Below are 21,522 nucleotides of genomic sequence, written 5' to 3' on the forward strand. Positions count from 1 at the left end.
CTGAACGACAGCGCCAAAACCGCCAAAAGCTCCGAAGAAGAGCACCCAAAACACACCCGCGAAAAACCGACATGAAGACAGCACGAAGCCCACGTCGCAAATAAGAGTAATTCTCATTTAGTTGACATTTAACTGACCCAAAGTCAGTATCGACACCTTCTTCAACGACCCGAAGGCGTCCATGGACTCCCTTGTTCAGCCGTCGACCGACCCACGCCGCCGTCTCGCGCTCGTGGCGGCCGTGTACCTCGGCAGCTTCATCGCCACGCTCGATGTCAGCATCGTCAACGTCGCGCTCCCTACCCTTCAGCGCGCACTGTCCACCGACCTCGCCGGCCTGCAATGGGTCATCGACATCTACGCGCTCTGCCTCTCCGCGTTCATGCTCTCAGCCGGCCCGCTCGGCGACCGCTACGGCCGCAAGCGCGCATGGCTGTCCGGCGTCATCGTGTTCACCATCGGCTCCGCCATGTGCGCGCTGGCCGGCAGCCTCTCCACCTTGCTGGCCGGGCGCGCCGTGCAGGGCGTGGCCGGCGCGTTGATGATTCCCGGCGCGCTGTCGCTGCTGGCGCATGCGTTTCCTGAGCCCGCGAGCCGGGCCAAGGTGATCGGCGGCTGGTCGTCGTTCACCGCGCTGTCGCTCATCCTCGGGCCCATGCTCGGCGGGTTGCTGGTCGACCATGCGGGCTGGCAGAGCATCTTTCTCATCAACCTGCCGATCGGCCTGCTGACCGTGGGGCTCGGGCTCTGGGGCATCCAGGAAACCTCGCACCCCGAGCATGCCGCGCTCGACCCGGTGGGGCAGGTGCTCAGCGTGCTGTGGCTCGGCGCGCTCACCTATGGGCTGATTGCCGCGGGCGAGTACGGCTGGGGTTCGATGCCTGCCGCCACCGCGCTGGTTGCCGCCGTCGTCGGGCTCGCGCTGTTCCTGATGGTGGAGGCGCGCGTCGAACGGCCGCTGCTGCCGCTCGCGCTGTTCCGCGATGCCCGTTTCTCGGTGACCAATTTCGCGTCGTTCGTGCTCGGGTTCTCGTCGTACGCCAGCCTGTTCTTCTTCTCGCTGTTCCTGCAGCAGGTGCAGGGCTGGTCGGCCAGCGACACCGGCTGGCGGCTGGTGCCGCAGTTCGTTGCGACCGGCATCGTGGCCTCGCAGTTCGGCCGCCTAGCGCGGCACTTCGAAGTGCACACGCTGATGATTGCGGGCTACGGCCTCATCGGCGCGTCGATGCTGCTGCTCACGCTGTTCTCCGCCGACACGCCCTATGCACTGCTGGCGCTGCTGTTCGTGTTCCTCGGCGCGGGCTCCGGCCTCGCGGTGCCGGCCACCAGCACGGCCGTCATGGCTTCGGTGCCCGCGCAGCGTTCGGGCATGGCGTCGGCCACCATGAATGCGCTGCGCCAGGCCGGCATGCTGATCGGCATTGCGCTGCTCGGCACGCTGATGAGCACGCGCGCCACGTGGCTGCTTGCCGATGCGCTCGAACGCGCCGGTCTGCGCGATGCGCAACAGGCGGCGGTGGCAGCCATCTCCCGGCACGACCTGGGGGCACTGGCTTCGCTCGATGCGGACACGGCGCATCGCCTCGTGACCAGCGCATTGGCCGGCGGCTTCCACGTCGCGATGGCTTTCGCCGGCTTGTCCGGCCTGCTGGCGGCCGGGCTGCTGCTGAGCGTCAGGCCCCGCGCCGCCGCGCTGCCCGTTCGCGCCTGAGGACCTTGCATCCATGCCCGCCGCGCTCGTGCCGGTGCGCCTTCGCGCGCGGCCTCATTCGATTTTCACCAAGGAGTTTTCCATGATCCATCACGAACTCAGTCAGTGGCCCCTCGTCATCAGCGTCTCCAGTGGATTGCAGACGCTCGAAAGCATGGAGGCCTTCACCGAAGACTGGAACCGCTGGCTCGACCGCGGCGAGCCTTTCGCATCGTTGCGCGTGTTCGCCGATGCCGATGCGCTGGTCCACCCCGAAGGCAGCGCCCAGAGCGCCAAGCAATGGCTGCAGGAGCGCGGCGCCGATATCCGCCGCCATATGATGGGCATGGCGAGCGTGGTGCCCGCCGACCAGTACGAGAAAATCCGCAAGATGAATGTCGAGAAACTCTTCGGCGTGCCCGCCAGCACCTTTGCCGATGCCGACGATGCACTGGTGTGGCTGGGCGAGCGTGTGATGACGCCGCGCGGCCTGAGTTTCGACCTGGCCGCCGTGCGCGCGGCCATCGGTGCCGCCCGCGCAGCGGCCGCGACCACTTGATGAAAACCTGAAGCAAGCCATGGCAAAAAGCGGTCCGGTCACGATGCCTCCTTCTTCCTCTCCCGATCTTTCCGATCCGGCCGGTGGCGAGGCCGCGCCGCGCCGCCGCACCAAGGCCCCCGAAACCCGCGCGGCCGCGCTGATGGATGCCGCTGAGCGGCTCTTCATCGAGAAGGGCATCGCCACCACCAGCATCGACGACATCGCGGCCGGCGCACAGGTGGCCAAGGGCACCTTCTACCTGTACTTTCCTTCGAAGGAAGCGATGCTCGGTGCGCTGCAGCAGCGCTTCGTCGACACCTTCTGCACGCGGCTGCAGGACGCGATGGACCGGCACCGCGCCGACAACCATCGCGCCCGCCTGAAGGCCTGGGTGGAAACGGGGCTGGAGACCTACCTGGACAACGTCGCGTTGCACGACGTGGTTTTCCACGAATACCGGCCCGAAGACCGGCGCATGCGCAACGACAACGCGGTCATCACGCAGCTCGTGGGGCTGTTGAAGCGGGGCGATGCCGCGGGCATCTGGGAAGTGGAAGACGCCACGCTGACGGCCGTGATTCTTTTCAATGCGCTGCACGGCGTGGCCGACGATGCGGTGGCCATGGGGCCGGCCGGCGACCCGGTGGCCGACCGCCGCCGGCGTGCCCGCGCGCTCACGCGCTTCTTCGAGCAGGCGCTGCGCCCGGACGTGGACGACAGCGACGACTGAGCCTGAGTCAGCTCAGAGCTTGTAGAAGCGCTTGATGGCGTCCCACGCGTCGTCCGGCGCGTCGACGTACTCGAACAGCTTCACGTCGCCTGGGGAGATCACGCCTTCTTCGACCAGGAAGTCGAAGTCGATCAGCTTTTTCCAGTAGTCCGAGCCGAACAGCACGATCGGCACCGGCTTCGACTTCTTGGTCTGCACCAGCGTGATCACCTCGAACAGTTCGTCGAGCGTGCCGAAGCCGCCCGGGAACGCCACCAGCGCCTTCGCACGCATCATGAAGTGCATCTTGCGGATGGCGAAGTAGTGGAACTTGAAGCTCAGCGCCGGCGTGACGTACGGGTTGGCTTCTTCTTCCATCGGCAACGCGATGGCCAGGCCGACCGAGAGGCCGCCGCCTTCGTGCGCGCCGCGGTTGGCCGCCTGCATGATGCCGGGGCCGCCGCCGGTGCACACGAAGAGCTTGTCTTGCGGCTCCTTGCCGTTGCTGTATTGCGCAACGAGCTTGCCGAAGGCGCGGGCCTTTTCGTAGTAGTGCGAACTGCGCGCCAGCCGGCGCCAACGCTCGGCCGCCACCGTGTCGCCGGCAGCTTCGGCCTGCGCGATCTGTGCGGCGGCGTCTTCCTCGCTGCGAAAGCGGGCGCTGCCGAAAACCACCACGGTGTTCTCGATGCCGTGCTCGCGCTGCTCCAGGTCGGGCTTCATCAGCTCCAGCTGCATGCGGATGCCGCGCGTTTCGCGGCGCAGCAGGAACTCGGGGTCGGCGAAGGCGATGCGCGAGGGATCGGGGTCGAGCGGAAGGCCCTTGTCGGAATGCGCGCGGAGCGTGGCCCATGCGTCGGCAAGGCGTTTGTCGTGAAGATCGTGCGTGTTGTTCATGAAGAGACCAGACAGAAGGACTTGTTGTGCGATTGTGCAGCGTTGCAACCCGCATGCCCGACAAACAAAAAAGGCTCCTTGCGGAGCCTTTCGGGGTGGTGGTCGGCCGGTGAGCCGGCAAGCCGATGAAGGCTCAGACGCGTTTGCGGTATTCGCCGGTGCGCGTGTCGATTTCGATCTTGTCGCCTTGCGCAACGAAGAGCGGCACGCCGATTTCGAAACCGGTGGCGATCTTGGCGGGCTTCATGACCTTGCCCGAAGTGTCGCCCTTGACGGCCGGCTCGGTCCAGGTGATTTCGCGCTCGACGCTGGTGGGCAGTTCGACCGAGATGGCCTTGCCGTCGTAGAACACCACTTCGACAGCCATGCCGTCTTCGAGGTAGTTCAGGGCGTCGCCCATGTTTTCGGCTTCGACTTCGTACTGGTTGTACTCGGTGTCCATGCAGACGTACATCGGGTCGGCGAAGTAGGAGTAGGTGCACTCCTTCTTGTCGAGCACGATCTGGTCGATCTTGTCGTCGGCCTTGAACACCACTTCGGTGTTGAAGTTGGCGATCAAGCTCTTGAGCTTCATGCGCACGGTGGCGGAGTTGCGGCCGCCGCGGCTGTATTCGGTCTTGAGGACGACCATGGGGTCCTTGCCGTGCATGATGACGTTGCCGGCGCGGATTTCTTGAGCGATTTTCATAACAGGTTCTCTGGATGTTGGCCGCTCGGTGCACGGGGCCTTCAGCGACGCTTGGCGACGTTCGAAACGTTCTTGCCGGTGTGTCTGGCCCCGCGGTACAGGTCCCGCGGCAGGTTTGGCGGAGAGCATCTCGGGTCCTGACGACCCGGGCCGAAATCCGCAAAGCCCGCTATTTTAGCTTTTTCCGGCGACCAGATGCCGCAGTTGCGCGAGCAAATCGTCCTGTGCGCGCAACCGCTCGCGCGCGGCCAGGGCGGTTTCGCGCCACGGGCCTTGCGTTTCCAGCGGGGGGAGGGGGGTGTCGCCCTGGCCGTTCCAGGCGTGGTGAAAAAGCCGGAGCGAGGGCGGGGCGCCGAGCCAGTCGAGCCAGGCACCGAGCTTGGTGTGGTGCGCGTCGTCGTCCTGCGGATAGATCTGCCAGACCAGCGGCGCGCCGGCCCAGTGGGCGCGCACCAGCGAGTCTTCTCCCCGCACGAAATTAAGGTCGCAGGCCCATAGCAGATGGTCGAAATCCGGCTGCGTGAGGTAGGGTAGGTATGAAATTGATAGCGCACCAAGACCACTGGACGTTGGTGTCGCCGTCTTTCCATTTGAAATGCAGGCTTCGACGGCCCGGGTCGCGCGGCCCGCGGTGACGAGCAGCCGCGTTGGCGTGGGGCCTGCCGCCAGTTGTTCGAGCAGCGCCGCCAACGCAGGGGGCTCGTAACAGAAGAGCGAGACGAGGCGCTCGCCCTCTTGCCATGGAATCTGCTTTGCCTGGAGCCACCGGGCGCGGTCGAAAAGCGCTTGCCGCTGCGCCAGGTCGGGCTCGCGCAACAAGCCACCGGTGGCGGGCGTGAAACCGGGGTAGAAAAACCGCTTGGTCAGCCCGACGCCCGGCCCCTTGAACACCGGCGACGGCAGCCGGTGCAGCCGCTCGACATACGGTTCGGCCGACAGGTATTCGAGGTTGATCCACGCCCGCTGCGGTGCGTTGCCGGCAGCGGCCGCTTCGGCGAACTTCGCGATCAGCTCCGGCGCCGGCTCGCAGCCGAAGGCCTCGATCAGCACGTCGGGCGCCGGCTCGGCCGCAGCGCGCTGGACTGCCACGGGGTCGCACCAGTCGATCACGCGCACGCCATCGCAGCCCGTGGGCGCCATCCAGTTCAGGGCCGTCGCGTCGTCGATCCACAGGCGCGCGCGCTCGCCGGAGGCGGCCAGTTGGCAGGCCAGCCGCCAGCACACGCCGAGATCGCCGTGGTTGTCGATGACTTTGCAGAAGATGTCCCATTGCATGGCCGCGAGTGTGCCCGTCTTCGGCGTCCCGCAGGCCGGGGCACTTGCTATGCTGGACGCCACAACAACCACCGGAGAGAGAGACCATGAGGATGCAGACCCGCCGCCGTTCGCCGTTTTCCTTTCGTTCCGCGAGAACCGTGCTCGCCCTGTCGCTGGCCTTGGCCGGCCTGGCCGGAGCAAGCACCGGTGCGTTGGCGCAACAGGCGCAGGCTGCGCAACTGACGCCGCAGCAGCAGCGCTTTCACGACATCTACAAAGAGCTGGTCGAGATCAACACCACCCATTCGGTGGGCGACAACACCGTGGCCGCGCGCGCCATGGAAAAGCGCCTGATCGAATCGGGCTTTGCGCCCGGCGACATCCAGATCTTCGAGCCCTTCCCGAAGAAGGGCAACCTGGTGCTGCGCTTCAAGGGCGACGGCAGCAAGAAGCCGCTGCTTCTGCTGGCCCACATCGACGTGGTCGAGGCCCGGCGCGAAGACTGGAAGACCGACCCCTTCAAGCTGCAGGAAACCGGCGGCTACTTCACGGCACGCGGCTCCATCGACGACAAGGCCATGGCCTCGGCGCTGGTCTCGGTGGTCGGGCAGCTGAAGCAGGAGGGCTTCAAGCCCAAGCGCGACATCATCCTGGCGCTGACCGCGGACGAAGAGCGCGGCGACGCGCTCAGCAACGGCGCCTTCTGGCTCATCAACAACAAGCCCGAGCTGCTGCAGGCCGAGTTCGGCATCAACGAAGGCGGCGGTGGCGAGCTGCGCGGCGGCAAGCCGAACCTGCACCGCATGCAGGTGGCCGAGAAGATGTACACCACCTACATGCTCGAAGCGCGCGACGTGGGCGGGCACAGCTCGGTGCCGACCAAGAACAACCCGATCTACGCGCTGTCGGCGGGGCTGGAGCGGCTGGGAAACTTTGCTTTTCCGGTCAAGCTGGCGGACGTCACCAAGACCTACTTCGCGCGCAGCGCGCCCTTTGCCACCGGGCAGCTGGCCGACGACATGCGCGCCGTGGGCGCCGGCAATCCCGACCCCTCGGTGATCGAGCGCATGTCGGCCAACCCGGCCTACAACGCCCAGTTCCGCACCACCTGCGTGGCGACGATGGTGCAGGCCGGCCACGCCGAGAACGCGCTGCCGCAATCGGCCAAGGCCACGGTCAACTGCCGCATCCTGCCGCACGACGACCCGGACGAGGTCGAGCGCCTGCTGACCCAGGCGGTCGGCAACGACAAGATCGTGGTGCGCAATGTCGGCCGGCCGCTGCGCAGCCCGGCGTCGCCGCTCAATGGCGACCTCGTGAAGACGGTGGAAACGCTCACCCAGCAGATGTGGCCCGGCGTGCCCGTGGTGCCGGCCATGAGCACCGGCGCCACCGACAGCCGCTTCATGCGCAACGCCGGCATTCCGATGTACGGCGTGACCGGCATGTTCCTGGAGCCGGCGGATGCGCGCGCCCACGGGCTCGACGAGCGCATCGAGATCCAGCGCCTGTACGACGGGCGCGAGTTCCTGTATCGGCTGGTGTCGGAGCTGGCGAAGTAAGCGCGCTTGGGCCTTTTTTCGTCGGCCCGGCTGTCGGGGCGTTCGTGCGGCGCTGAAGAAGAAAGGCAGGGCCGGCGCCGGCCCTGCGGGTCTCAAGGCGTGAAGGTGTCGCCCAGCACGATGCCTTCACGGCGCGGGTCCGCGCCGCCGGTCAACACCGGTTTGCCGCCCACGTTGGTACGGATGATGGTGCTCACGCCACTCGATTGCGGAGTTACCGACACCACTGTGTGACCCAGTGCGATCAGCCCCTTCACCAGCGGATCGTTGGCGCCTCCGTTGGTCGCATCGATGCTCGGATGCTCGCCGCCCACGTTGGTCATCGAGGCGGTGGAGGTGGGCGTCGGCTTGCTGTTGGAGGCGCCGAAGTCGACCAGCGACGTGGCTTGCTGGGCATCGAGGCCCCAGTCGAGCGCACCGACCAGCGTCTTCACCACGTACTGGATGATCGTGCCGCCACCCGGCGAGCCGGTGCCCATCACGAACTCGCCCATGCTGCCATCGGCGTTCTTCTTGAACACCAGCGTCGGCGCCATCGTGCTGCGTGGGCGCTTGCCAGGGGCGACACGGTTGGCGAACTTGACGTTCGGAGTCACCGAGGTGTCGATGGGGTCGCGCGCAAAGTCGGTCAATTGGTTGTTCAGCAGGAACCCCTGCGTCATGTGGAACGAACCCATGCTGGCCTCCACCGTCGTCGTCATCACGACCACGTTGCCTTGCTTGTCGACGATGGTGAAGTGCGTGGTGCCGTGCTCTTCAGTCTTGTCGATGCCCAGCGGCACGTCGCCCAGGTTGCCGGCCTCGGCCAGGCCCATGCTCTTCGTCAGGCTGATGAGGCTGGCGCGGCCTTGCAGGTAGGGCTTGTTGATCAGCGAGTCCGGGCTTCCGCCGGGCAGGGGAACGAAGTCGGTGTCGGCCACGTACTTGTCGCGGTCGGCGTAGGCCAGGCGCTCGGCCTCGCTCACCAGATGCACGCCCATCACGGTCGGCTTGCCGCCTTCAAGGTCGATGGCGGTCGGCTTGTACAGGCCCAGGTTGAAGGTCTCCAGGATGCCCAGGGTCGCCACTACCGCGATGCCGCCAGAGGACGGCGGAGACATGCTGCACACGTGGTAGTCGCGGTAGGTGCCGCACACCGGGGCGCGGCGCTTGGCCTTGTAGTTGGCCATGTCGGTCAGCGTGGTCTTGCCGGGGGTGATGGCCGAGCCGTCGACGGCGGCGGTGACGCCGATCTTGGCGACGATGCCCTTGGCGATTTCGCCCGTGTAGAAGGCGTCGGCGCCCTGCGTGGCGATGGTGCTCAGCGTCCTGGCATAGGCCGGGTTCGTGAGCCTGGTGCCCAGTGCCTTGGGCGTGCCGTCGGCGTTGAAGAAATAGGCAGTGGCTTCGGCATCGCGCTTCAGGTTGGCTTCGGACGTGGCAATGGCGGTTGCCATGCGCCCGCCGATCGGAAAGCCGTCGGAGGCCAGCTTGATGCCGTAGCCGAACAGGTCTTTCCAGGGCAGCTTGCCGTGGTCCTGGTAGGCCAGGTCGAGCATGCGTACCGCACCCGGCGTGCCAATGGCGCGGCCGCTGGCCTGTCGCGGCGACGTTGGTTTGGGCGACGTCTTGTCGCTGACATCGTCCACGTAGAGCAGGTAGTTCTCGGTGGCCGCGGCGGGCGCGGTCTCGCGGCCGTCGTAGGCCTGCACTTTCTTGGTCGCGGCGTCGTAATGGAGCATGAAGGCGCCGCCACCCAGTCCGCTCGATTGCGGCTCGACCAGGCCGAGCACCGCTTGCACCGCCACCGCCGCGTCGACGGCGCTGCCGCCGGCCTTGAGGACGTCGCAGCCGGCACGCGTGGCCAGTGGGTGGTTCGCCACCACCATGTAGTTCTTGGCGTAGACCAGCTTGTGGCCGGGCACGTAGCCCGAAGCCGGCTCCGGCGCGGCCGGATCGCCCGGATCACCGGAGCCGACGACCACGGACGCGCTGGTGGTCGGTATCTGGCAACCGTTGTCGGCGGCGGGTGGTGGGGGCTGGTTGGCCGCATTGATCGCGGCGATGGTCGCGAGCAGCGCCGCGGCATCGCGTGCGTCGTTGTTGGCGCCGCCACCGCAGCCGGCCATGGTCAACGAGAGCGCGAGGGGTGTCAGCGCCAGCCACACGCGGGCGGAGTTTTTCTGCATGGAGAGTTTTCCCTGATATCTGTGTTTGAAAGACAACGGGCGCTCCTCGCGCCCGTTGCCATCTTCAGCACATTCCGTTCCACCCTCTGTCGGGGTTTGCGCGGGTGTCGCGGCCGGGTGCCGCGCCGCGCGCCACAATAGCCGCCATGTCAGACGTGCATTCCGATCAACTGCTCAGCGAAGTCGCGGCCCTGCCGCAACTGCCGGGCGTCTACCGCTATTTCGACGCGGCCGGCGCGGTGCTCTATGTGGGCAAGGCGCGCAACCTCAAGAAGCGGGTTGCCAACTACTTCCAGAAGAGTCACGGGGGCACCCGCATCGGTCACATGATCTCGAAGATCGTGCGCATGGAGACCACCGTGGTGCGCTCCGAGGCCGAGGCGCTGCTGCTTGAAAACAACCTGATCAAGACGCTCAAGCCGCGCTACAACATCCTGTTCCGCGACGACAAGAGCTACCCCTACCTGAAGATCGCGTCGCACGCGTTTCCGCGACTGGCCTACTACCGGGGCGCGGTCGACAAGAAGCACCGCTACTTCGGGCCGTACCCGAGCGCCTGGGCGGTGAAGGAGTCGATCCTGCTGCTGCAGAAAGTGTTTCGCCTGCGCACCTGCGAAGACACGGTGTACGCCAACCGCACGCGGCCCTGCCTGCTGTACCAGATCAAGCGATGCAGCGGGCCCTGCGTCGGCTACATCGCGCCCGAGGCCTACGCACAGGACGTGGCCAGCGCCGAAGCCTTCCTGATGGGCGACACGCAACTGGTGCTGTCCAAGCTCGAACAGCGCATGACCACGCACGCCGAGAAGCTCGAGTTCGAGCAGGCGGCCGAGCTGCGCAACCAGATGTCGGCCATCTCGCGCGTGCTGCACCAGCAGTCGATCGAGATCGCGTCGGACAAGGACGTCGACATCCTTGCGGTCAAGGTGCAGGGCGGCAAGGCCTGCGTGAACCTGGCGATGGTGCGTGGCGGCCGCCACCTGGGCGACCGGCCTTACTTTCCCGTGCACGTGGACGATGCGACGCAGATCCATCATGGCGAACTGGACGACGAAGAAGGCGAGGGCGAGGGCGAAGCCGGTGAGGGGAACACCGGCCCCGCCGTGGCCGATTCGATCGAGGTGCAGGTGCTCGAGGCCTTCATCGCCCAGCACTACATCGACGTGCCCGTGCCATCGACGCTGGTGCTGAGCCATCTCGTGGGCCGCGAACTGATCGAGGCCATTTCAGTGCAGGCGGGCTCGCGCGTGACCGCTGTGTTCCAGCCGCGCGAGCAGCGCCGGCACTGGCTCGAAATGGCCGAGACCAATGCCGGCCTGCAACTGGCCCGGCTGCTGGCCGAAGAAGGCTCGCAACAGGCGCGCACCCGGGCGCTGGCCGACGCGCTCGAGCTGGCGCCCGACGACCTCGACAACTTCCGCATCGAGTGCTTCGACATTTCGCACACCGCAGGCGAGGCCACGCAGGCGTCGTGCGTGGTGTTCGAGCACCACGCGATGCAGAACCGCGAATACCGCCGCTACAACATCGAAGGCATCACGCCCGGCGACGACTACGCCGCCATGCGCCAGGTGCTGCTGCGGCGCTACGGCAAGCTGGCCGAGGTGCTGGCCGCCGAAACCGACGCGCCGCCCGTGGGCGATGCCGAAGGCGTGGGCAGCGATGCGCCACCCAAGACCAAGGCCGCGCGCATGCCCGACCTGGTGCTGGTGGACGGCGGCAAGGGGCAGGTGTCGATGGCGCGCGAAGTGTTCGGCGAACTGGGCCTGGCGCTGTCGCTGATCGTCGGCGTCGAGAAAGGCGAGGGCCGCAAGGTCGGGCTCGAGGAGCTGGTGTTCGCCGACGGCCGCGAGAAGGTCTACCTGGGCAAGGACTCGGCCGCGCTGATGCTGGTCGCGCAGATCCGCGACGAGGCGCACCGCTTCGCCATCACCGGCATGCGCGCCAAGCGCGCCAAGGTGCGCGTGGGCGGCAGCCAGCTCGAAGACATTCCGGGCATCGGTCCGAAGCGCCGTGCCCGGCTGCTCCAGCGCTTCGGCGGCATCCGCGGCGTGGCGGCGGCGAGCGTGGAAGACATCGCGTCGGTCGAAGGCATTGCCACGGACCTGGCCGAGGAAATCTACAAGGCGCTGCACTGAGGCCTGAGATTCCGGGAGACTGGCGTGCGGGAGACACCCGATGGCCGCTTCAAATAAGCAGGCCCTGGGGGGTACTCCCACCATGACACAATCAAGCGATGTTCTGGACCCTACCGACCATCATGACCTGGACGCGCATCGTCGCGATCCCTTTGATCGTCGGCGTGTTCTACCTGCCGATGGCCGAGCCGATGCGCAATTTGATCGCCACGGTCATGTTCATCGTTTTCGCCGCCACCGACTGGCTCGACGGCTACCTGGCGCGCAAGCTCAACCAGACCTCGTCCTTCGGCGCCTTCCTCGATCCGGTGGCCGACAAGTTCCTGGTGTGCGCCGCGCTGCTGGTGCTGGTGCACCTGCAGCGTGCCGACGTGTTCGTGGCGCTCATCATCATCGGCCGCGAGATCGCCATCTCGGCGCTGCGCGAATGGATGGCGCGCATCGGGGCCGGCAAGAGCGTGGCGGTCCACATGATCGGCAAGGTCAAGACCACCGTGCAGATGGTCGCCATTCCCTTCCTGCTCTATGACGGGCACCTGTTCAAGGTGATCGACACCGGCCTGTGGGGCCAGTGGCTGATCTGGATCTCGGCGGTGCTTACCGTCTGGTCGATGGTCTATTACCTGCAGAAGGCCATTCCCGAGATCCGGGCCCACTCCAAATGACGGCGGCCGCCTCGGCCCGCAACGCAGGCTGGCTGCGGGCGATGCCGGGGATCTTCGTGCTGATCTGGAGCACGGGTTTCATCGTCGCGCGCTATGGCATGCCCTATGCGCCACCTCTCAAGTTCCTGGCCGTGCGCTATGCGCTGTCGCTCGTGTGCTTTGGCATCTGGGTTGCACTGGCGCGTGTCGCCTGGCCGAAGGAGCGTGTGCAGTGGGGGCACCTGGCCGTAACCGGTGTGCTCATGCAGGCCGGCTACCTGGGCGGTGTCTGGGCGGCCGTGCACGCGGGCATGGGGGCTGGACTGGTGGCGCTGCTGGTCGGCATTCAACCAGTGCTGACCGCGGTGTGGATGTCTTTCAACGGCGGCCGCATTGCCGGGCGTCAGTGGGCCGGGCTGGCGCTGGGCTTCGCGGGGCTGGTGCTGGTGGTGTCGCGCAAGCTGGGGCAGGGCACCGAGGTCAACCTGTTGACCATGGGGCTCGCGGTGATGGCGCTGCTGTCGATCACCGCGGGCACGCTGTACCAGAAGCGCTTTGTCGCGCCTTGCGACGTGCGCAGCGCGAGCGCGGTGCAGATGGCGGCTGCATTGCTGGTCACTCTGCCGTTCGCGGCGATGGAGTCGCAGGGCATCGAGTGGAACCTGCAATCGGGCGGTGCGATGGCCTGGTCGGTGCTGGCGCTGTCGCTGGGCGGCAGCTCGCTGCTCTATATGTTGATCCAGCGCGGCACGGCCACGGCCGTCACCAGCTTGCTGTACCTCGTGCCGCCCTGCACGGCGGTCATGGCCTGGTTGCTGTTCGCCGAGCCGATCACGCTGGTGACGCTGCTGGGCATCGGGCTGACCGCCGTTGGCGTGAGCCTCGTGGTGCGCGGCGAGCGCTGAGCGACAGCGGCCACCGGGCTTTCAGCGCGTGCCGGCCTTGCCCGGCTTCCAGGGCTCTCCACGAAACTGCTCCGCCAGGTGATCGACCAGCAGCCGCACGCGGCGCGGTGTCCGCGGGCGCCAGGGTGCGACCCAGTGGATGTCGGCATCGGGCATGGCGTACTGCGGCAACACGCGCACCAGTTCGCCGCTGGCCAACTGCGGTGCGATGTCCCAGAGGCTGCGCAACATGATCCCGTGGCCGGCCAGGCACCAGTCGCGCACCATTTCTCCCGAGTTGCTGGTCAGCGGCCCTTGCACCCGCACGCGCGCCGTGCTGCCGTCGCGCGCGTGGCGCAGCGTCCAGAGCGCGTACTGGCGCTGGCTGGCGTCGCCGTTCTCGCGCGCGACCAGGCCGTCGTGCAAGGCCAGTGCGTCGACCGTGGCCGGCGTACCACGGCGCTGCAGATAGTCGGGCGAGGCGGCCAGCACGCGCTGGTTGCGCGCGATGCGCCGCGTGACCCAATCGGCCGCGCGGCGCTGCTGCACGGCCCACAGCCAGAGCGCGCCGTCGTAGCCTTCGGCGCCGAGGTCGGGCAACTGTTCGGTCAGCGTCAGCTCGATCTGCAGGGCGGGGTGCTGCGACTGGAATGCGGCCAGTGCCGGCCCGAGCCAGCGACGGCCGAAGCCGAAGGTCGCGGCCAGGCGGATCGTGCCGACCAACTCGTTCTGGCGTTCTCCGAGTTCGCTTTCGAGCGCGGCAAAACCATCGAGCAAAGTTCGCGCATGCAGGCAGACCGCCTCGCCTTCGGAGGTGACGCTGAGCCGCCGCGTGGTGCGGTCGAACAGGCGCTGTCCCAGCCGGGCTTCGAGCGCGCCGAGCCGCTTGGTGATGACCGAGGGCACGACATCGAGCGTGGCGGCCGCGCCGGCCAGGCTGCCCTGGTCGCGAATGGCCAGCACCAGCGCCAGGTCGCCACGGTCCATCGACGGAGAATTCATGCCATATTGGAAAGTATGAATTGGTTGATTGTTGCTTGATGATCGAAGGGGCGCAACGCACAATCGCCGCGTGACTGCCTCATTTCTTGCTTTTCCCACCTTCGACATCGAGCGCAACGGCGTGCGTATTCATGGCCGTATCGGCGGTCGCGGCGCGCCCTTGCTGCTGTTGCATGGGCATCCGCAGACGCATGCGATCTGGCACCGCGTGGCGCCGGCGCTGGCCGAGCGCTTCACCGTGGTCGCGGTGGACCTTCGGGGCTATGGCGATTCGGGCCGGCCGCAAGCCGATGCCGATCATCTGGCGTACAGCAAGCGCGAAATGGCGCGCGACGCGCTCGCTGCAATGCAGCACCACGGCTTCGAGCGTTTCGGCGTGCTGGCGCATGACCGCGGCGCGCGCGTGGCGCACCGGCTGGCGGCGGACCATCCGGCAGCGGTCGAGCGCATGCTGCTGCTCGACATCGCGCCCACGCTCGCCATGTACGAGAACACTTCCGAGGCATTTGCCAAGGCTTACTGGCACTGGTTCTTCCTGATCCAGCCGCCGCCGTTGCCCGAGGCGCTGATCGCCTCCGACCCGGTGCGCTATGTGCGCAGCGTGATGGGCGGGCGCCATGCGGGCCTGGCGCCTTTCGCGCCCGAGGTGCTGGCCGAGTACGAGCGCTGTGCCGGCATTCCGGGCACGGCCGAATCCATCTGCGAGGACTACCGCGCCTCTGCCACCATCGACCTGGCGCACGACCGCGTCGACATTGCCGCCGGCCGGCAGCTCGTGCAGCCGCTGCGCGTGCTGTGGGGCGAGCACGGTGCGGTCGGCAAGGCCTTCGACGTGCTGGCGCTGTGGCGTGAGCGCGCGGCCGATGTGTCGGGCCATGCGCTGCCTTGCGGCCACTATGTGCCCGAAGAAGCCCCGGTCGAACTGCTCGCCGAGGCGCTCGCTTTCTTTTCTTCCTCTTCTTCCTCTCTTCCACACCCCGCAGGACAACCCGGAGCCACACCATGAGCACCCAGAGAATTGCAGTCATCGCCGGCGACGGCATCGGCAAGGAAACCACGCCCGAGGGCCTGCGCGTGCTCGAAGCCGCTGCGCGCAAGTTCAACATCGACCTGAAGTTCGACCACTTCGATTTTTCGAGCTGGGACTACTGCGAGAAGCACGGCAAGATGCTGCCCGACAACTGGAAGGACCAGATCGGCGGCCACGACGCCATCTTCTTCGGCGCGGTCGGCTGGCCAGAGAAGATTCCCGACCACGTGTCGCTGTGGGGCTCGCTGCTGCTGTTCCGCCGCGAGTTCGACCAGTACATCAACCTGCGTCCCGCGCGCCTGATGCCCGGCATCGTCGCGCCCGTGGTGCGGCGCGACGGCACGCCGCGCCAGCCCGGCGAGATCGACATGTACATCGTGCGCGAGAACACCGAGGGCGAATACTCGAGCATCGGCGGGCGCATGTACGAAGGCACGCCGCGCGAGATCGTGGTGCAGGAAACCGTGATGTCGCGCATTGGCGTCGACCGCGTGCTGAAGTTCGCCTTCGAGCTCGCGCAGTCGCGGCCCAAGAAGCACCTGACCAGCGCCACCAAGTCGAACGGCATCTCGATCACCATGCCCTACTGGGACGAGCGCGTGGCCGAAATGGCCAAGAGCTACGCGGGCGTGAAGCTCGACAAGTTCCACATCGACATCCTTACGGCGCACTTCGTGCAACGCCCCGACTTCTTCGACGTGGTGGTGGCGAGCAACCTGTTCGGCGACATCCTGTCGGACCTGGGCCCAGCCTGCACCGGCACCATCGGCATCGCGCCGAGCGCCAACCTCAACCCCGAGCGCACCACGCCTTCGCTGTTCGAGCCGGTGCACGGCTCGGCCCCCGACATCGCCGGCAAGGGCATCGCCAACCCGATCGGGCAGATCTGGTGCGGCGCCATGATGCTGGAGTTCCTGGGCCACAAGCAGGCCCATGACGCGATCCTGTCGACCATCGAAAAGGTGCTCGCGCCCCAAAGCGGCGCACCCCGCACCCCGGATATCGGTGGGACCGCAAGCACCTCCGACCTTGGCAAGGCAATCGCCGAGGCGCTTTGAAAAGTCCGGTCGTCAAACGCCCCTAAAATCGCGCGCTCCGCTGATCTGCAAGGCCTCGTGTCTTATTGACACCCTGCAGACCAGTGGTTGTAATCCTCGCTGGCAGTGCGCTGCCGAGGCGTCAGCCCTGCCAGGCTCTTGAGTCGCACCGTTTGCGGCCAAGTCGCAGCTGACGGAAGCCGACCAACTTTTTTTCTACAAGGGGCCCTTGTGAACAAGACCGAACTGATTGAGCACATCGCAAAAAACGCCGATATTTCCAAAGCTGCAGCCACGCGTGCGCTCGAATCCACCATTGGCGCCATTCGCACCACGCTCAAGAAGGGCGGCTCCGTTTCGCTCGTCGGTTTCGGTACTTTCGCAGTAGGTAAACGTGCCGCCCGTACGGGCCGCAATCCGCGCACCGGCGACGCGATTAAAATCAAGGCAGCCAAGATCCCGAAGTTCCGTCCAGGCAAGGCGTTGAAGGACGCCCTCAACTAAGACGTTAGACTCGGAGAGTATTCCCGGTGGGGTGCTTAGCTCAGTTGGTAGAGCGGCGCCCTTACAAGGCGTAGGTCGGGGGTTCGAGCCCCTCAGCACCCACCACCACCCGATGCAAAGGCGAACACCAGTTCGCCTTTTTTATTGCCGTCCGACAGCCGTCGAAAAGAGTGTTCAAGCATGTTTGATTTCTTCCGCAAGTACAACAAGATCGTCATGATTTTCTTGTTCTTGCTGATCATTCCCTCGTTCGTGCTCTTCGGTGTCGAGCGCTACCAGGGCTCCGGCAACGACGAGAAGGTGGCCCGCGTCGACGGCCACAACATCACGAAGCCCGAGTGGGATGCGCAGCACCGCGTCGAGACGGACCGCATCCGCCAGCAGTCGCCCAACGTCGATCCGACGGTGCTCGAATCGGACGCCCTGCGCTATGCCACGCTGGAACGCATGGTGCGCGACCGCGTGCTGGCCGCCGCCGCCGCCAAGGCGAACATGACGGTGTCCGAAGAGCGCCTGTCGCGCATCTTTGCGCAAGACACGGGCCTGGCCGCTTTCCGCACGCCCGATGGCAAGTTCGACCGCGAGAGCTTCCAGCGTGTGACCGGCCGCACCCCCGAGCAGTACGAAGCGGGCGTGCGCTCCGAGATGGCAACGCAGCAGGTGCTGCTGGGCGTCTCGGGCACGACCTTCACGCCGCCGGCACTGGCCGCCACCACGATCAACGCCTTTTACGACACGCGCCAGATCCAGGTGGCCCGCTTCAGCCCCGACAGCTTCGCGTCGAAGGTGACCGTGAGCGACGCCGACATCGAGGCCTACTACAAGGCCCACACGGCGCAGTTCCAGGCGCCGGAGCAGGCGAGCATCGAATACCTGGTGCTCGACCTTGAAACGGCCAAGAAGAACATCGTCGTCAACGACGCCGACCTGAAGACCTACTACGAAGAGAACAAGGCGAGCTTCGGCACGAAGGAAGAACGCCGCGCAAGCCACATCCTGATCACCGCGCCGAGCACCATGTCTTCGGGCGACCGCGAAAAGGCCAAGGCCAAGGCGGAGCAACTGCTGGCCGAGGTGAAGAAGGCGCCGAACACCTTCGCCGACGTGGCGCGCAAGAATTCGCAAGACCCCGGCTCGGCCGAGAAGGGCGGCGACCTCGATTTCGTCACGCGCGGCGCGATGGTCAAGCCTTTCGAAGACGCGATGTTCGCGCTCAAGAAGGGCGACATCAGCGGCATCGTCGAAACCGAATTCGGCTACCACATCATTCAACTGACCGACATCAAGCCGGCCGTGGTGCCGCCTTTCGAACAGGTGCGTACCACCCTCGAAAATCAATACCGCGCCCAGCGGGCCACGCAGGAATTCGCGAAGGCCGCCGAGACGTTCACCGACGCGGTCTACCAGACGCCCGACAGCCTCAAGCCCGCTGCCGAGAAGCTCAAGCTCACGATCCAGACGGCCAACAATGTGGGGCGCACGCCCGTGCCCGGCGCCACTGGTCCGCTGGCCAGCCGCAACTTCCTGAGCGCGCTGTTCGCGGCCGATTCGCTGGACCGCAAGCAGAACACCGAAGCCATCGAAGTCGGTTCCAGCCAGCTGGCATCGGGCCGCGTGACGCAGTACACGGCGGCGCACCCGGTGCCGTTGGCCGAAGTCAAGGAGCGCATTCGCGCGCAGCTCGTGAACGAGCGCGCCGCGGTGCTCGCAAAGACCGAAGGCGAAGCCAAGCTCGCGGCATGGACCGCCAAGGCCGACGGTGCCACCTTCGCTGCGCCGGTCACGGTGTCGCGCCGCGAAGCGCAGTCCCAGCCGCTGCCGGTGATCGACGCCGCGTTGCGTGCCGACGCCGCCAAGCTGCCCGTGCTGGTGGGCGTGGACCTCGGTGCGCAAGGCTATGCCGTGGTGCGCGTGCTCAAGGTGGTTCCGCGCACGCCGCCGACCCCTGAACTCGCGCAGCAGGAAAACGCGCAGGTCGGCCAGTCCGTGGCCGCTGCCGAAGATGCCGCTTACTACACCATGCTGAAGGATCGCTTCAAGGCCGAGATCCTTGTGCCGAAGCCGGCGGACACGCTGCCTGGTGCGGCAGGTCGCTGATCAGTTGGCAAACAGATAGAAGGCTTCTCGCAAGCCAACGAAAAAGCCCGAGCCGATGGTTCGGGCTTTTTCGTTTCAGGGGCCGGTTGATCGAACTGGTCGCACGAGGGACAAGCGGCGCCTGCGCTTCTTGCCAGAATCCCGGACATGGGAACCCTCTACCTCGTGCGCCACGGGCAGGCCAGTTTTGGTGCTGCCGACTATGACAACCTGAGCGAACTCGGACACCGGCAGTCTGTTCGCCTGGGTGAATACTGGCGTGAGCGCGGCATGGTGTTCGATGCCGTCATCACTGGCACCCTGAAGCGCCATCGCCAGACATGGGAGGGCATTGCAAAGGGCCTGGGGCTCGAGCGCGACGACGTGCTGCCGTGGCCCGGCCTCAACGAATACGACAGCGAAGCGGTGATCGCCACGATCCACCAGGGCAAGCTCGAGAAGCCCGATTCACCGGAGATGTACCGCCATCATTTCCGCCTGCTGCGCGAAGGACTGGGTGCCTGGATGCAGGGCAAGACGCAGCCAGTCGGAATGCCCAGCTACGTCGATTTTCTGGCGGGCGTGACGACGGCGCTTGACCACGTGCGCGACCGGCATCACGGCGCGAAGGTGCTGGTGGTGTCGAGCGGCGGCCCCATCAGCACGGCGGTCGGCCACGTGCTGGGAACGAGTGCGGAGACGACGATCGAGCTCAACCTGCGCATCCGCAACACGTCGGTGACGGAATTTGCCTTCACGCCCAAGCGGCACATGCTGGTGACCTACAACACCTTGCCGCACCTGGACGGTCCGGCCTATGAAGACTGGGTCACCTATTCCTGAGGAATGGGCGCGTGCTGACGCGCCGAGGCACTGACTGGCAACGCGATTGCAGCGCCGCGGCGGCTAGGCCTGCCAGACGCCGTAGCCTGCCTTGCGCAATGCGATGCCAAGGTCGACCTCCATCAGGCGGGCGTCGTCATAAGGCATGGGGTTGTAGCGTTCGTAGAGGGCGGGCAGCAATCGCAAGCCGAATTCCTGCACGAAGCTGTTGGCCTGGATTCCGGCCTTGTGCTTGTCGAAGCGGATGTCGGGGTCCAGCCCGGTCATGCCCACATAGACGAAGGGCTTGCCGAGCTGGTAGTCGGGATTGGCGCGCCTGAAGCGGCTGCTGTTCCACACGCGATCGTCGAGCTCGACCACGTAGACGTGGTGCCTGGCGCGTGGCTTGCGGGGCATGGTTTGGCGGCCTTGCGGCCGCATGGGTATCAGCTCTTGCGCTTGATCAGGCCGTAGAGGATCAGCAGCACGATGGCGCCCAGCACCGAAGCAATGAAGCCCGCACCCTGGCCGGCGCTGTACCAGCCCAGTGCCTGGCCGGCGTAGGTCACGATCAGCGAGCCTGCGATGCCGATCACGGTGGTCACGATGAAGCCTGCGGAATCGTCGCCCGGCTTGACGGCGCGTGCCACCAGACCCACGACGAAACCGATCAGAATAGTCCAGACGATGCTCATGAAGAAATTCCTTTGGTGAGGTGGAAGTGGCAAAAAGCCGTGCCCGTCCGCACGGGTCGCGGCCATGATAGCGGAGCCTTGTAGACGCAGGCATCGACGATGCAGATCGAAGATGCGAGCGAGAATTTTTGCCCGGCGCCGTGACGAAGAGGGCGCGTGGCGTCCTACAAGATGGCGTGCGGCGGGCGGGTATACCGGCGCATGCTGGAAAAATTGCCTGAAGTCATCGGTCACGCACTGCAGGGTGTGCGGGCCGGCCTGGACCACATCGTTTTCAACACCCTGGGCATGCGGCAAGGCATGGCCTCCGTCACGCTCACCAGCGTCGCCTTTGCAGACCATGCACCGATGCCGGCGCGCTACACGGCCGATGGCGAAGGCCTCTCGCCGCCATTGCAGTGGACCGGGTTGCCGGCCGGCACGGCGTCGTTGCTGCTGATCGTCGAAGACGCCGACTCGCCAACGCCGAATCCGCTGGTACATGCCATCGTGGTGGGCCTGGACGCACAGAGCGGCTTCTTGGCCGAGGCGGCCATTCCAAGCCAGGACAGTGAAGGCATCGGCCTGCACGTCGGGCGCAACTCGGCTTTGCAGGCGGCCTGGTTGCCGCCCGATCCGCCGCCGGGCCATGGAACGCACCGCTACGCATTCCAGCTGTTCGCGCTCGGCAGCATTCCGGAGTTTTCCGAAACGCCCGGCCGCGACGAGATCTTCGAGGCACTGGGTGAACACGCCATCGCCAGCGGGCTGCTGATCGGAACCTGCGAAAGGGCGGACGGGTCGATCAAGCTCCAGGACGGCGTGGCTCCAACCGGTCCGTTGGTGGCAGGCTGATAAAGAAAATGTGGCTTTCAGGCCCCGCGATGGATTGCAATCGTCAAAAGCGCGATTTTTGACGCTACAATCGTGGGCTCTGCGGTGGCTGTAGCTCAGCTGGTAGAGTCCCAGATTGTGATTCTGGTCGTCGTGGGTTCGAGTCCCATCAGCCACCCCAAAATATCTCCTTTGCGCTATTGCTCAATAGCATTCAAAGGATTACACCGCCGGGCCAGTCCCGGCGTTGTCATTTCCGGCCACCGCTTTTTGCCCGTGCGCCGCGTCTTCTCTTCCCCTTCACGCCGCTCTATATAAATGCCCAAACTGGTGCGCTTTGCGTTGCGTGCTGTTGCATTAATCCA

General features: G+C 66.0%; 20 protein-coding genes and 2 tRNA genes. 15 read left to right on the top strand and 7 right to left on the bottom strand.

The window, feature by feature from the left end; genetic code table 11:
• Positions 1-181: 181 nt before the first annotated feature.
• The 3 genes from DBV14_RS07955 to DBV14_RS07965 all read left to right on the top strand — a co-directional run bounded on the left by DBV14_RS07955 (position 182) and on the right by DBV14_RS07965 (position 2,961).
• Complete coding sequence (locus DBV14_RS07955; protein ID WP_124458653.1) at positions 182-1,711, top strand: MFS transporter; 1,530 nt, start codon at positions 182-184, stop codon at positions 1,709-1,711.
• A gap of 82 nt (positions 1,712-1,793) precedes the next feature.
• On the top strand, positions 1,794-2,249 hold the full coding sequence (locus DBV14_RS07960; RefSeq protein ID WP_124458654.1) for a hypothetical protein: 456 nt from the start codon (positions 1,794-1,796) through the stop codon (positions 2,247-2,249).
• 19 nt (positions 2,250-2,268) lie between these two features.
• Positions 2,269-2,961 (top strand): TetR/AcrR family transcriptional regulator, encoded by a 693-nt coding sequence (locus tag DBV14_RS07965; protein WP_124458655.1) that lies wholly within the window; start codon positions 2,269-2,271, stop codon positions 2,959-2,961.
• A 12-nt stretch (positions 2,962-2,973) separates the two neighbouring features.
• Here the strand turns inward: DBV14_RS07965 and DBV14_RS07970 are convergent, their stop codons facing one another.
• The 3 genes from DBV14_RS07970 to earP form a co-directional block, all read right to left on the bottom strand.
• Positions 2,974-3,837 carry a TIGR00730 family Rossman fold protein gene (locus DBV14_RS07970; protein ID WP_124458656.1) on the bottom strand — a complete coding sequence of 288 codons (864 nt, stop codon included), beginning with the start codon at positions 3,835-3,837 and terminating at the stop codon, positions 2,974-2,976.
• Positions 3,838-3,970: 133 nt separating this feature from the next.
• Positions 3,971-4,525 carry an elongation factor P gene (gene efp, locus DBV14_RS07975; RefSeq protein ID WP_093011949.1) on the bottom strand — a complete coding sequence of 185 codons (555 nt, stop codon included), beginning with the start codon at positions 4,523-4,525 and terminating at the stop codon, positions 3,971-3,973.
• A gap of 174 nt (positions 4,526-4,699) precedes the next feature.
• Positions 4,700-5,800, bottom strand: coding sequence for an elongation factor P maturation arginine rhamnosyltransferase EarP (gene earP / locus DBV14_RS07980; RefSeq protein WP_124458657.1), 1,101 nt, complete (start codon positions 5,798-5,800; stop codon positions 4,700-4,702).
• Positions 5,801-5,886: 86 nt separating this feature from the next.
• On the opposite strand from earP, the gene DBV14_RS07985 reads away from it, so the two are divergent.
• Entirely contained in the window at positions 5,887-7,344 is a 1,458-nt protein-coding gene (locus tag DBV14_RS07985) for a M20/M25/M40 family metallo-hydrolase (RefSeq protein WP_124458658.1), read from the top strand.
• Positions 7,345-7,436: 92 nt separating this feature from the next.
• On the opposite strand, the gene ggt is transcribed toward DBV14_RS07985, so the two are convergent.
• Positions 7,437-9,512 (bottom strand): gamma-glutamyltransferase, encoded by a 2,076-nt coding sequence (gene ggt, locus DBV14_RS07990; RefSeq protein ID WP_260396873.1) that lies wholly within the window; start codon positions 9,510-9,512, stop codon positions 7,437-7,439.
• Between the two features lie 146 nt (positions 9,513-9,658).
• Between ggt and uvrC the strand changes: the two genes are divergently transcribed.
• The 3 genes from uvrC to DBV14_RS08005 all read left to right on the top strand — a co-directional run bounded on the left by uvrC (position 9,659) and on the right by DBV14_RS08005 (position 13,199).
• Positions 9,659-11,650: an excinuclease ABC subunit UvrC gene (gene uvrC / locus DBV14_RS07995; RefSeq protein ID WP_124458659.1), complete on the top strand. Its 1,992-nt coding sequence runs from the start codon at positions 9,659-9,661 to the stop codon at positions 11,648-11,650.
• A 98-nt stretch (positions 11,651-11,748) separates the two neighbouring features.
• The gene (pgsA, locus tag DBV14_RS08000; RefSeq protein ID WP_013540407.1) at positions 11,749-12,315 is read left to right on the top strand and encodes a CDP-diacylglycerol--glycerol-3-phosphate 3-phosphatidyltransferase; all 567 of its coding nucleotides are present in this window, start codon (positions 11,749-11,751) and stop codon (positions 12,313-12,315) included.
• A complete protein-coding gene (locus tag DBV14_RS08005) occupies positions 12,312-13,199 on the top strand; it encodes a DMT family transporter (RefSeq protein WP_124458660.1) in 888 nt (295 codons plus the stop codon). The genes pgsA and DBV14_RS08005 overlap by 4 nt, the downstream gene beginning before the upstream one ends.
• 21 nt (positions 13,200-13,220) lie before the next feature.
• Here DBV14_RS08005 and DBV14_RS08010 read toward each other — a convergent pair whose 3' ends face one another.
• On the bottom strand, positions 13,221-14,180 hold the full coding sequence (locus DBV14_RS08010) for a LysR family transcriptional regulator (RefSeq protein ID WP_124458661.1): 960 nt from the start codon (positions 14,178-14,180) through the stop codon (positions 13,221-13,223).
• A 70-nt stretch (positions 14,181-14,250) separates the two neighbouring features.
• Here DBV14_RS08010 and DBV14_RS08015 point away from each other — a divergent pair, with 70 nt between their 5' ends.
• From DBV14_RS08015 to DBV14_RS08040, 6 genes are all read left to right on the top strand, one after another.
• A complete protein-coding gene (locus tag DBV14_RS08015; RefSeq protein WP_124458662.1) occupies positions 14,251-15,186 on the top strand; it encodes an alpha/beta fold hydrolase in 936 nt (311 codons plus the stop codon).
• Entirely contained in the window at positions 15,183-16,268 is a 1,086-nt protein-coding gene (locus DBV14_RS08020) for a tartrate dehydrogenase (RefSeq protein ID WP_124458663.1), read from the top strand. Before DBV14_RS08015 ends, DBV14_RS08020 begins: the two co-directional genes overlap by 4 nt.
• Positions 16,269-16,478: 210 nt before the next feature.
• A complete protein-coding gene (locus DBV14_RS08025) occupies positions 16,479-16,751 on the top strand; it encodes an HU family DNA-binding protein (RefSeq protein WP_007830705.1) in 273 nt (90 codons plus the stop codon).
• A gap of 29 nt (positions 16,752-16,780) precedes the next feature.
• A tRNA-Val gene (locus tag DBV14_RS08030) sits at positions 16,781-16,856 on the top strand.
• Positions 16,857-16,931: 75 nt separating this feature from the next.
• Entirely contained in the window at positions 16,932-18,848 is a 1,917-nt protein-coding gene (locus tag DBV14_RS08035; RefSeq protein ID WP_124458664.1) for a SurA N-terminal domain-containing protein, read from the top strand.
• 147 nt (positions 18,849-18,995) lie between these two features.
• Positions 18,996-19,670 (top strand): histidine phosphatase family protein, encoded by a 675-nt coding sequence (locus tag DBV14_RS08040; protein WP_124458665.1) that lies wholly within the window; start codon positions 18,996-18,998, stop codon positions 19,668-19,670.
• A gap of 63 nt (positions 19,671-19,733) precedes the next feature.
• On the opposite strand, the gene DBV14_RS08045 is transcribed toward DBV14_RS08040, so the two are convergent.
• Together DBV14_RS08045 and DBV14_RS08050 are read right to left on the bottom strand one after the other, a co-directional pair.
• Positions 19,734-20,066, bottom strand: coding sequence for a hypothetical protein (locus DBV14_RS08045; protein WP_124458666.1), 333 nt, complete (start codon positions 20,064-20,066; stop codon positions 19,734-19,736).
• A 29-nt stretch (positions 20,067-20,095) separates the two neighbouring features.
• Entirely contained in the window at positions 20,096-20,344 is a 249-nt protein-coding gene (locus DBV14_RS08050; protein WP_185545963.1) for a GlsB/YeaQ/YmgE family stress response membrane protein, read from the bottom strand.
• A gap of 156 nt (positions 20,345-20,500) precedes the next feature.
• Between DBV14_RS08050 and DBV14_RS08055 the strand changes: the two genes are divergently transcribed.
• The gene (locus tag DBV14_RS08055; protein WP_260396874.1) at positions 20,501-21,178 is read left to right on the top strand and encodes a YbhB/YbcL family Raf kinase inhibitor-like protein; all 678 of its coding nucleotides are present in this window, start codon (positions 20,501-20,503) and stop codon (positions 21,176-21,178) included.
• Positions 21,179-21,262: 84 nt separating this feature from the next.
• Positions 21,263-21,338, top strand: a tRNA-His gene (locus DBV14_RS08060).
• The last annotated feature ends 184 nt before the right edge of the window (positions 21,339-21,522 follow it).

Origin of the sequence: Variovorax sp. KBW07 (assembly GCF_003852515.1) — a bacterium.
Classification (GTDB): domain Bacteria; phylum Pseudomonadota; class Gammaproteobacteria; order Burkholderiales; family Burkholderiaceae_C; genus Variovorax.

Coding starts and splice junctions, on each gene's coding strand:
- DBV14_RS07955 (WP_124458653.1), top strand. CDS start 182: ATGGACTCCCTTGTTCAGCCGTCGACCGACCCACGCCGCCGTCTCGCG.
- DBV14_RS07960 (WP_124458654.1), top strand. CDS start 1,794: ATGATCCATCACGAACTCAGTCAGTGGCCCCTCGTCATCAGCGTCTCC.
- DBV14_RS07965 (WP_124458655.1), top strand. CDS start 2,269: ATGGCAAAAAGCGGTCCGGTCACGATGCCTCCTTCTTCCTCTCCCGAT.
- DBV14_RS07970 (WP_124458656.1), bottom strand. CDS start 3,837: ATGAACAACACGCACGATCTTCACGACAAACGCCTTGCCGACGCATGG.
- efp (WP_093011949.1), bottom strand. CDS start 4,525: ATGAAAATCGCTCAAGAAATCCGCGCCGGCAACGTCATCATGCACGGC.
- earP (WP_124458657.1), bottom strand. CDS start 5,800: ATGCAATGGGACATCTTCTGCAAAGTCATCGACAACCACGGCGATCTC.
- DBV14_RS07985 (WP_124458658.1), top strand. CDS start 5,887: ATGAGGATGCAGACCCGCCGCCGTTCGCCGTTTTCCTTTCGTTCCGCG.
- ggt (WP_260396873.1), bottom strand. CDS start 9,512: ATGCAGAAAAACTCCGCCCGCGTGTGGCTGGCGCTGACACCCCTCGCG.
- uvrC (WP_124458659.1), top strand. CDS start 9,659: ATGTCAGACGTGCATTCCGATCAACTGCTCAGCGAAGTCGCGGCCCTG.
- pgsA (WP_013540407.1), top strand. CDS start 11,749: ATGTTCTGGACCCTACCGACCATCATGACCTGGACGCGCATCGTCGCG.
- DBV14_RS08005 (WP_124458660.1), top strand. CDS start 12,312: ATGACGGCGGCCGCCTCGGCCCGCAACGCAGGCTGGCTGCGGGCGATG.
- DBV14_RS08010 (WP_124458661.1), bottom strand. CDS start 14,180: ATGAATTCTCCGTCGATGGACCGTGGCGACCTGGCGCTGGTGCTGGCC.
- DBV14_RS08020 (WP_124458663.1), top strand. CDS start 15,183: ATGAGCACCCAGAGAATTGCAGTCATCGCCGGCGACGGCATCGGCAAG.
- DBV14_RS08035 (WP_124458664.1), top strand. CDS start 16,932: ATGTTTGATTTCTTCCGCAAGTACAACAAGATCGTCATGATTTTCTTG.
- DBV14_RS08040 (WP_124458665.1), top strand. CDS start 18,996: ATGGGAACCCTCTACCTCGTGCGCCACGGGCAGGCCAGTTTTGGTGCT.
- DBV14_RS08045 (WP_124458666.1), bottom strand. CDS start 20,066: ATGCCCCGCAAGCCACGCGCCAGGCACCACGTCTACGTGGTCGAGCTC.
- DBV14_RS08050 (WP_185545963.1), bottom strand. CDS start 20,344: ATGAGCATCGTCTGGACTATTCTGATCGGTTTCGTCGTGGGTCTGGTG.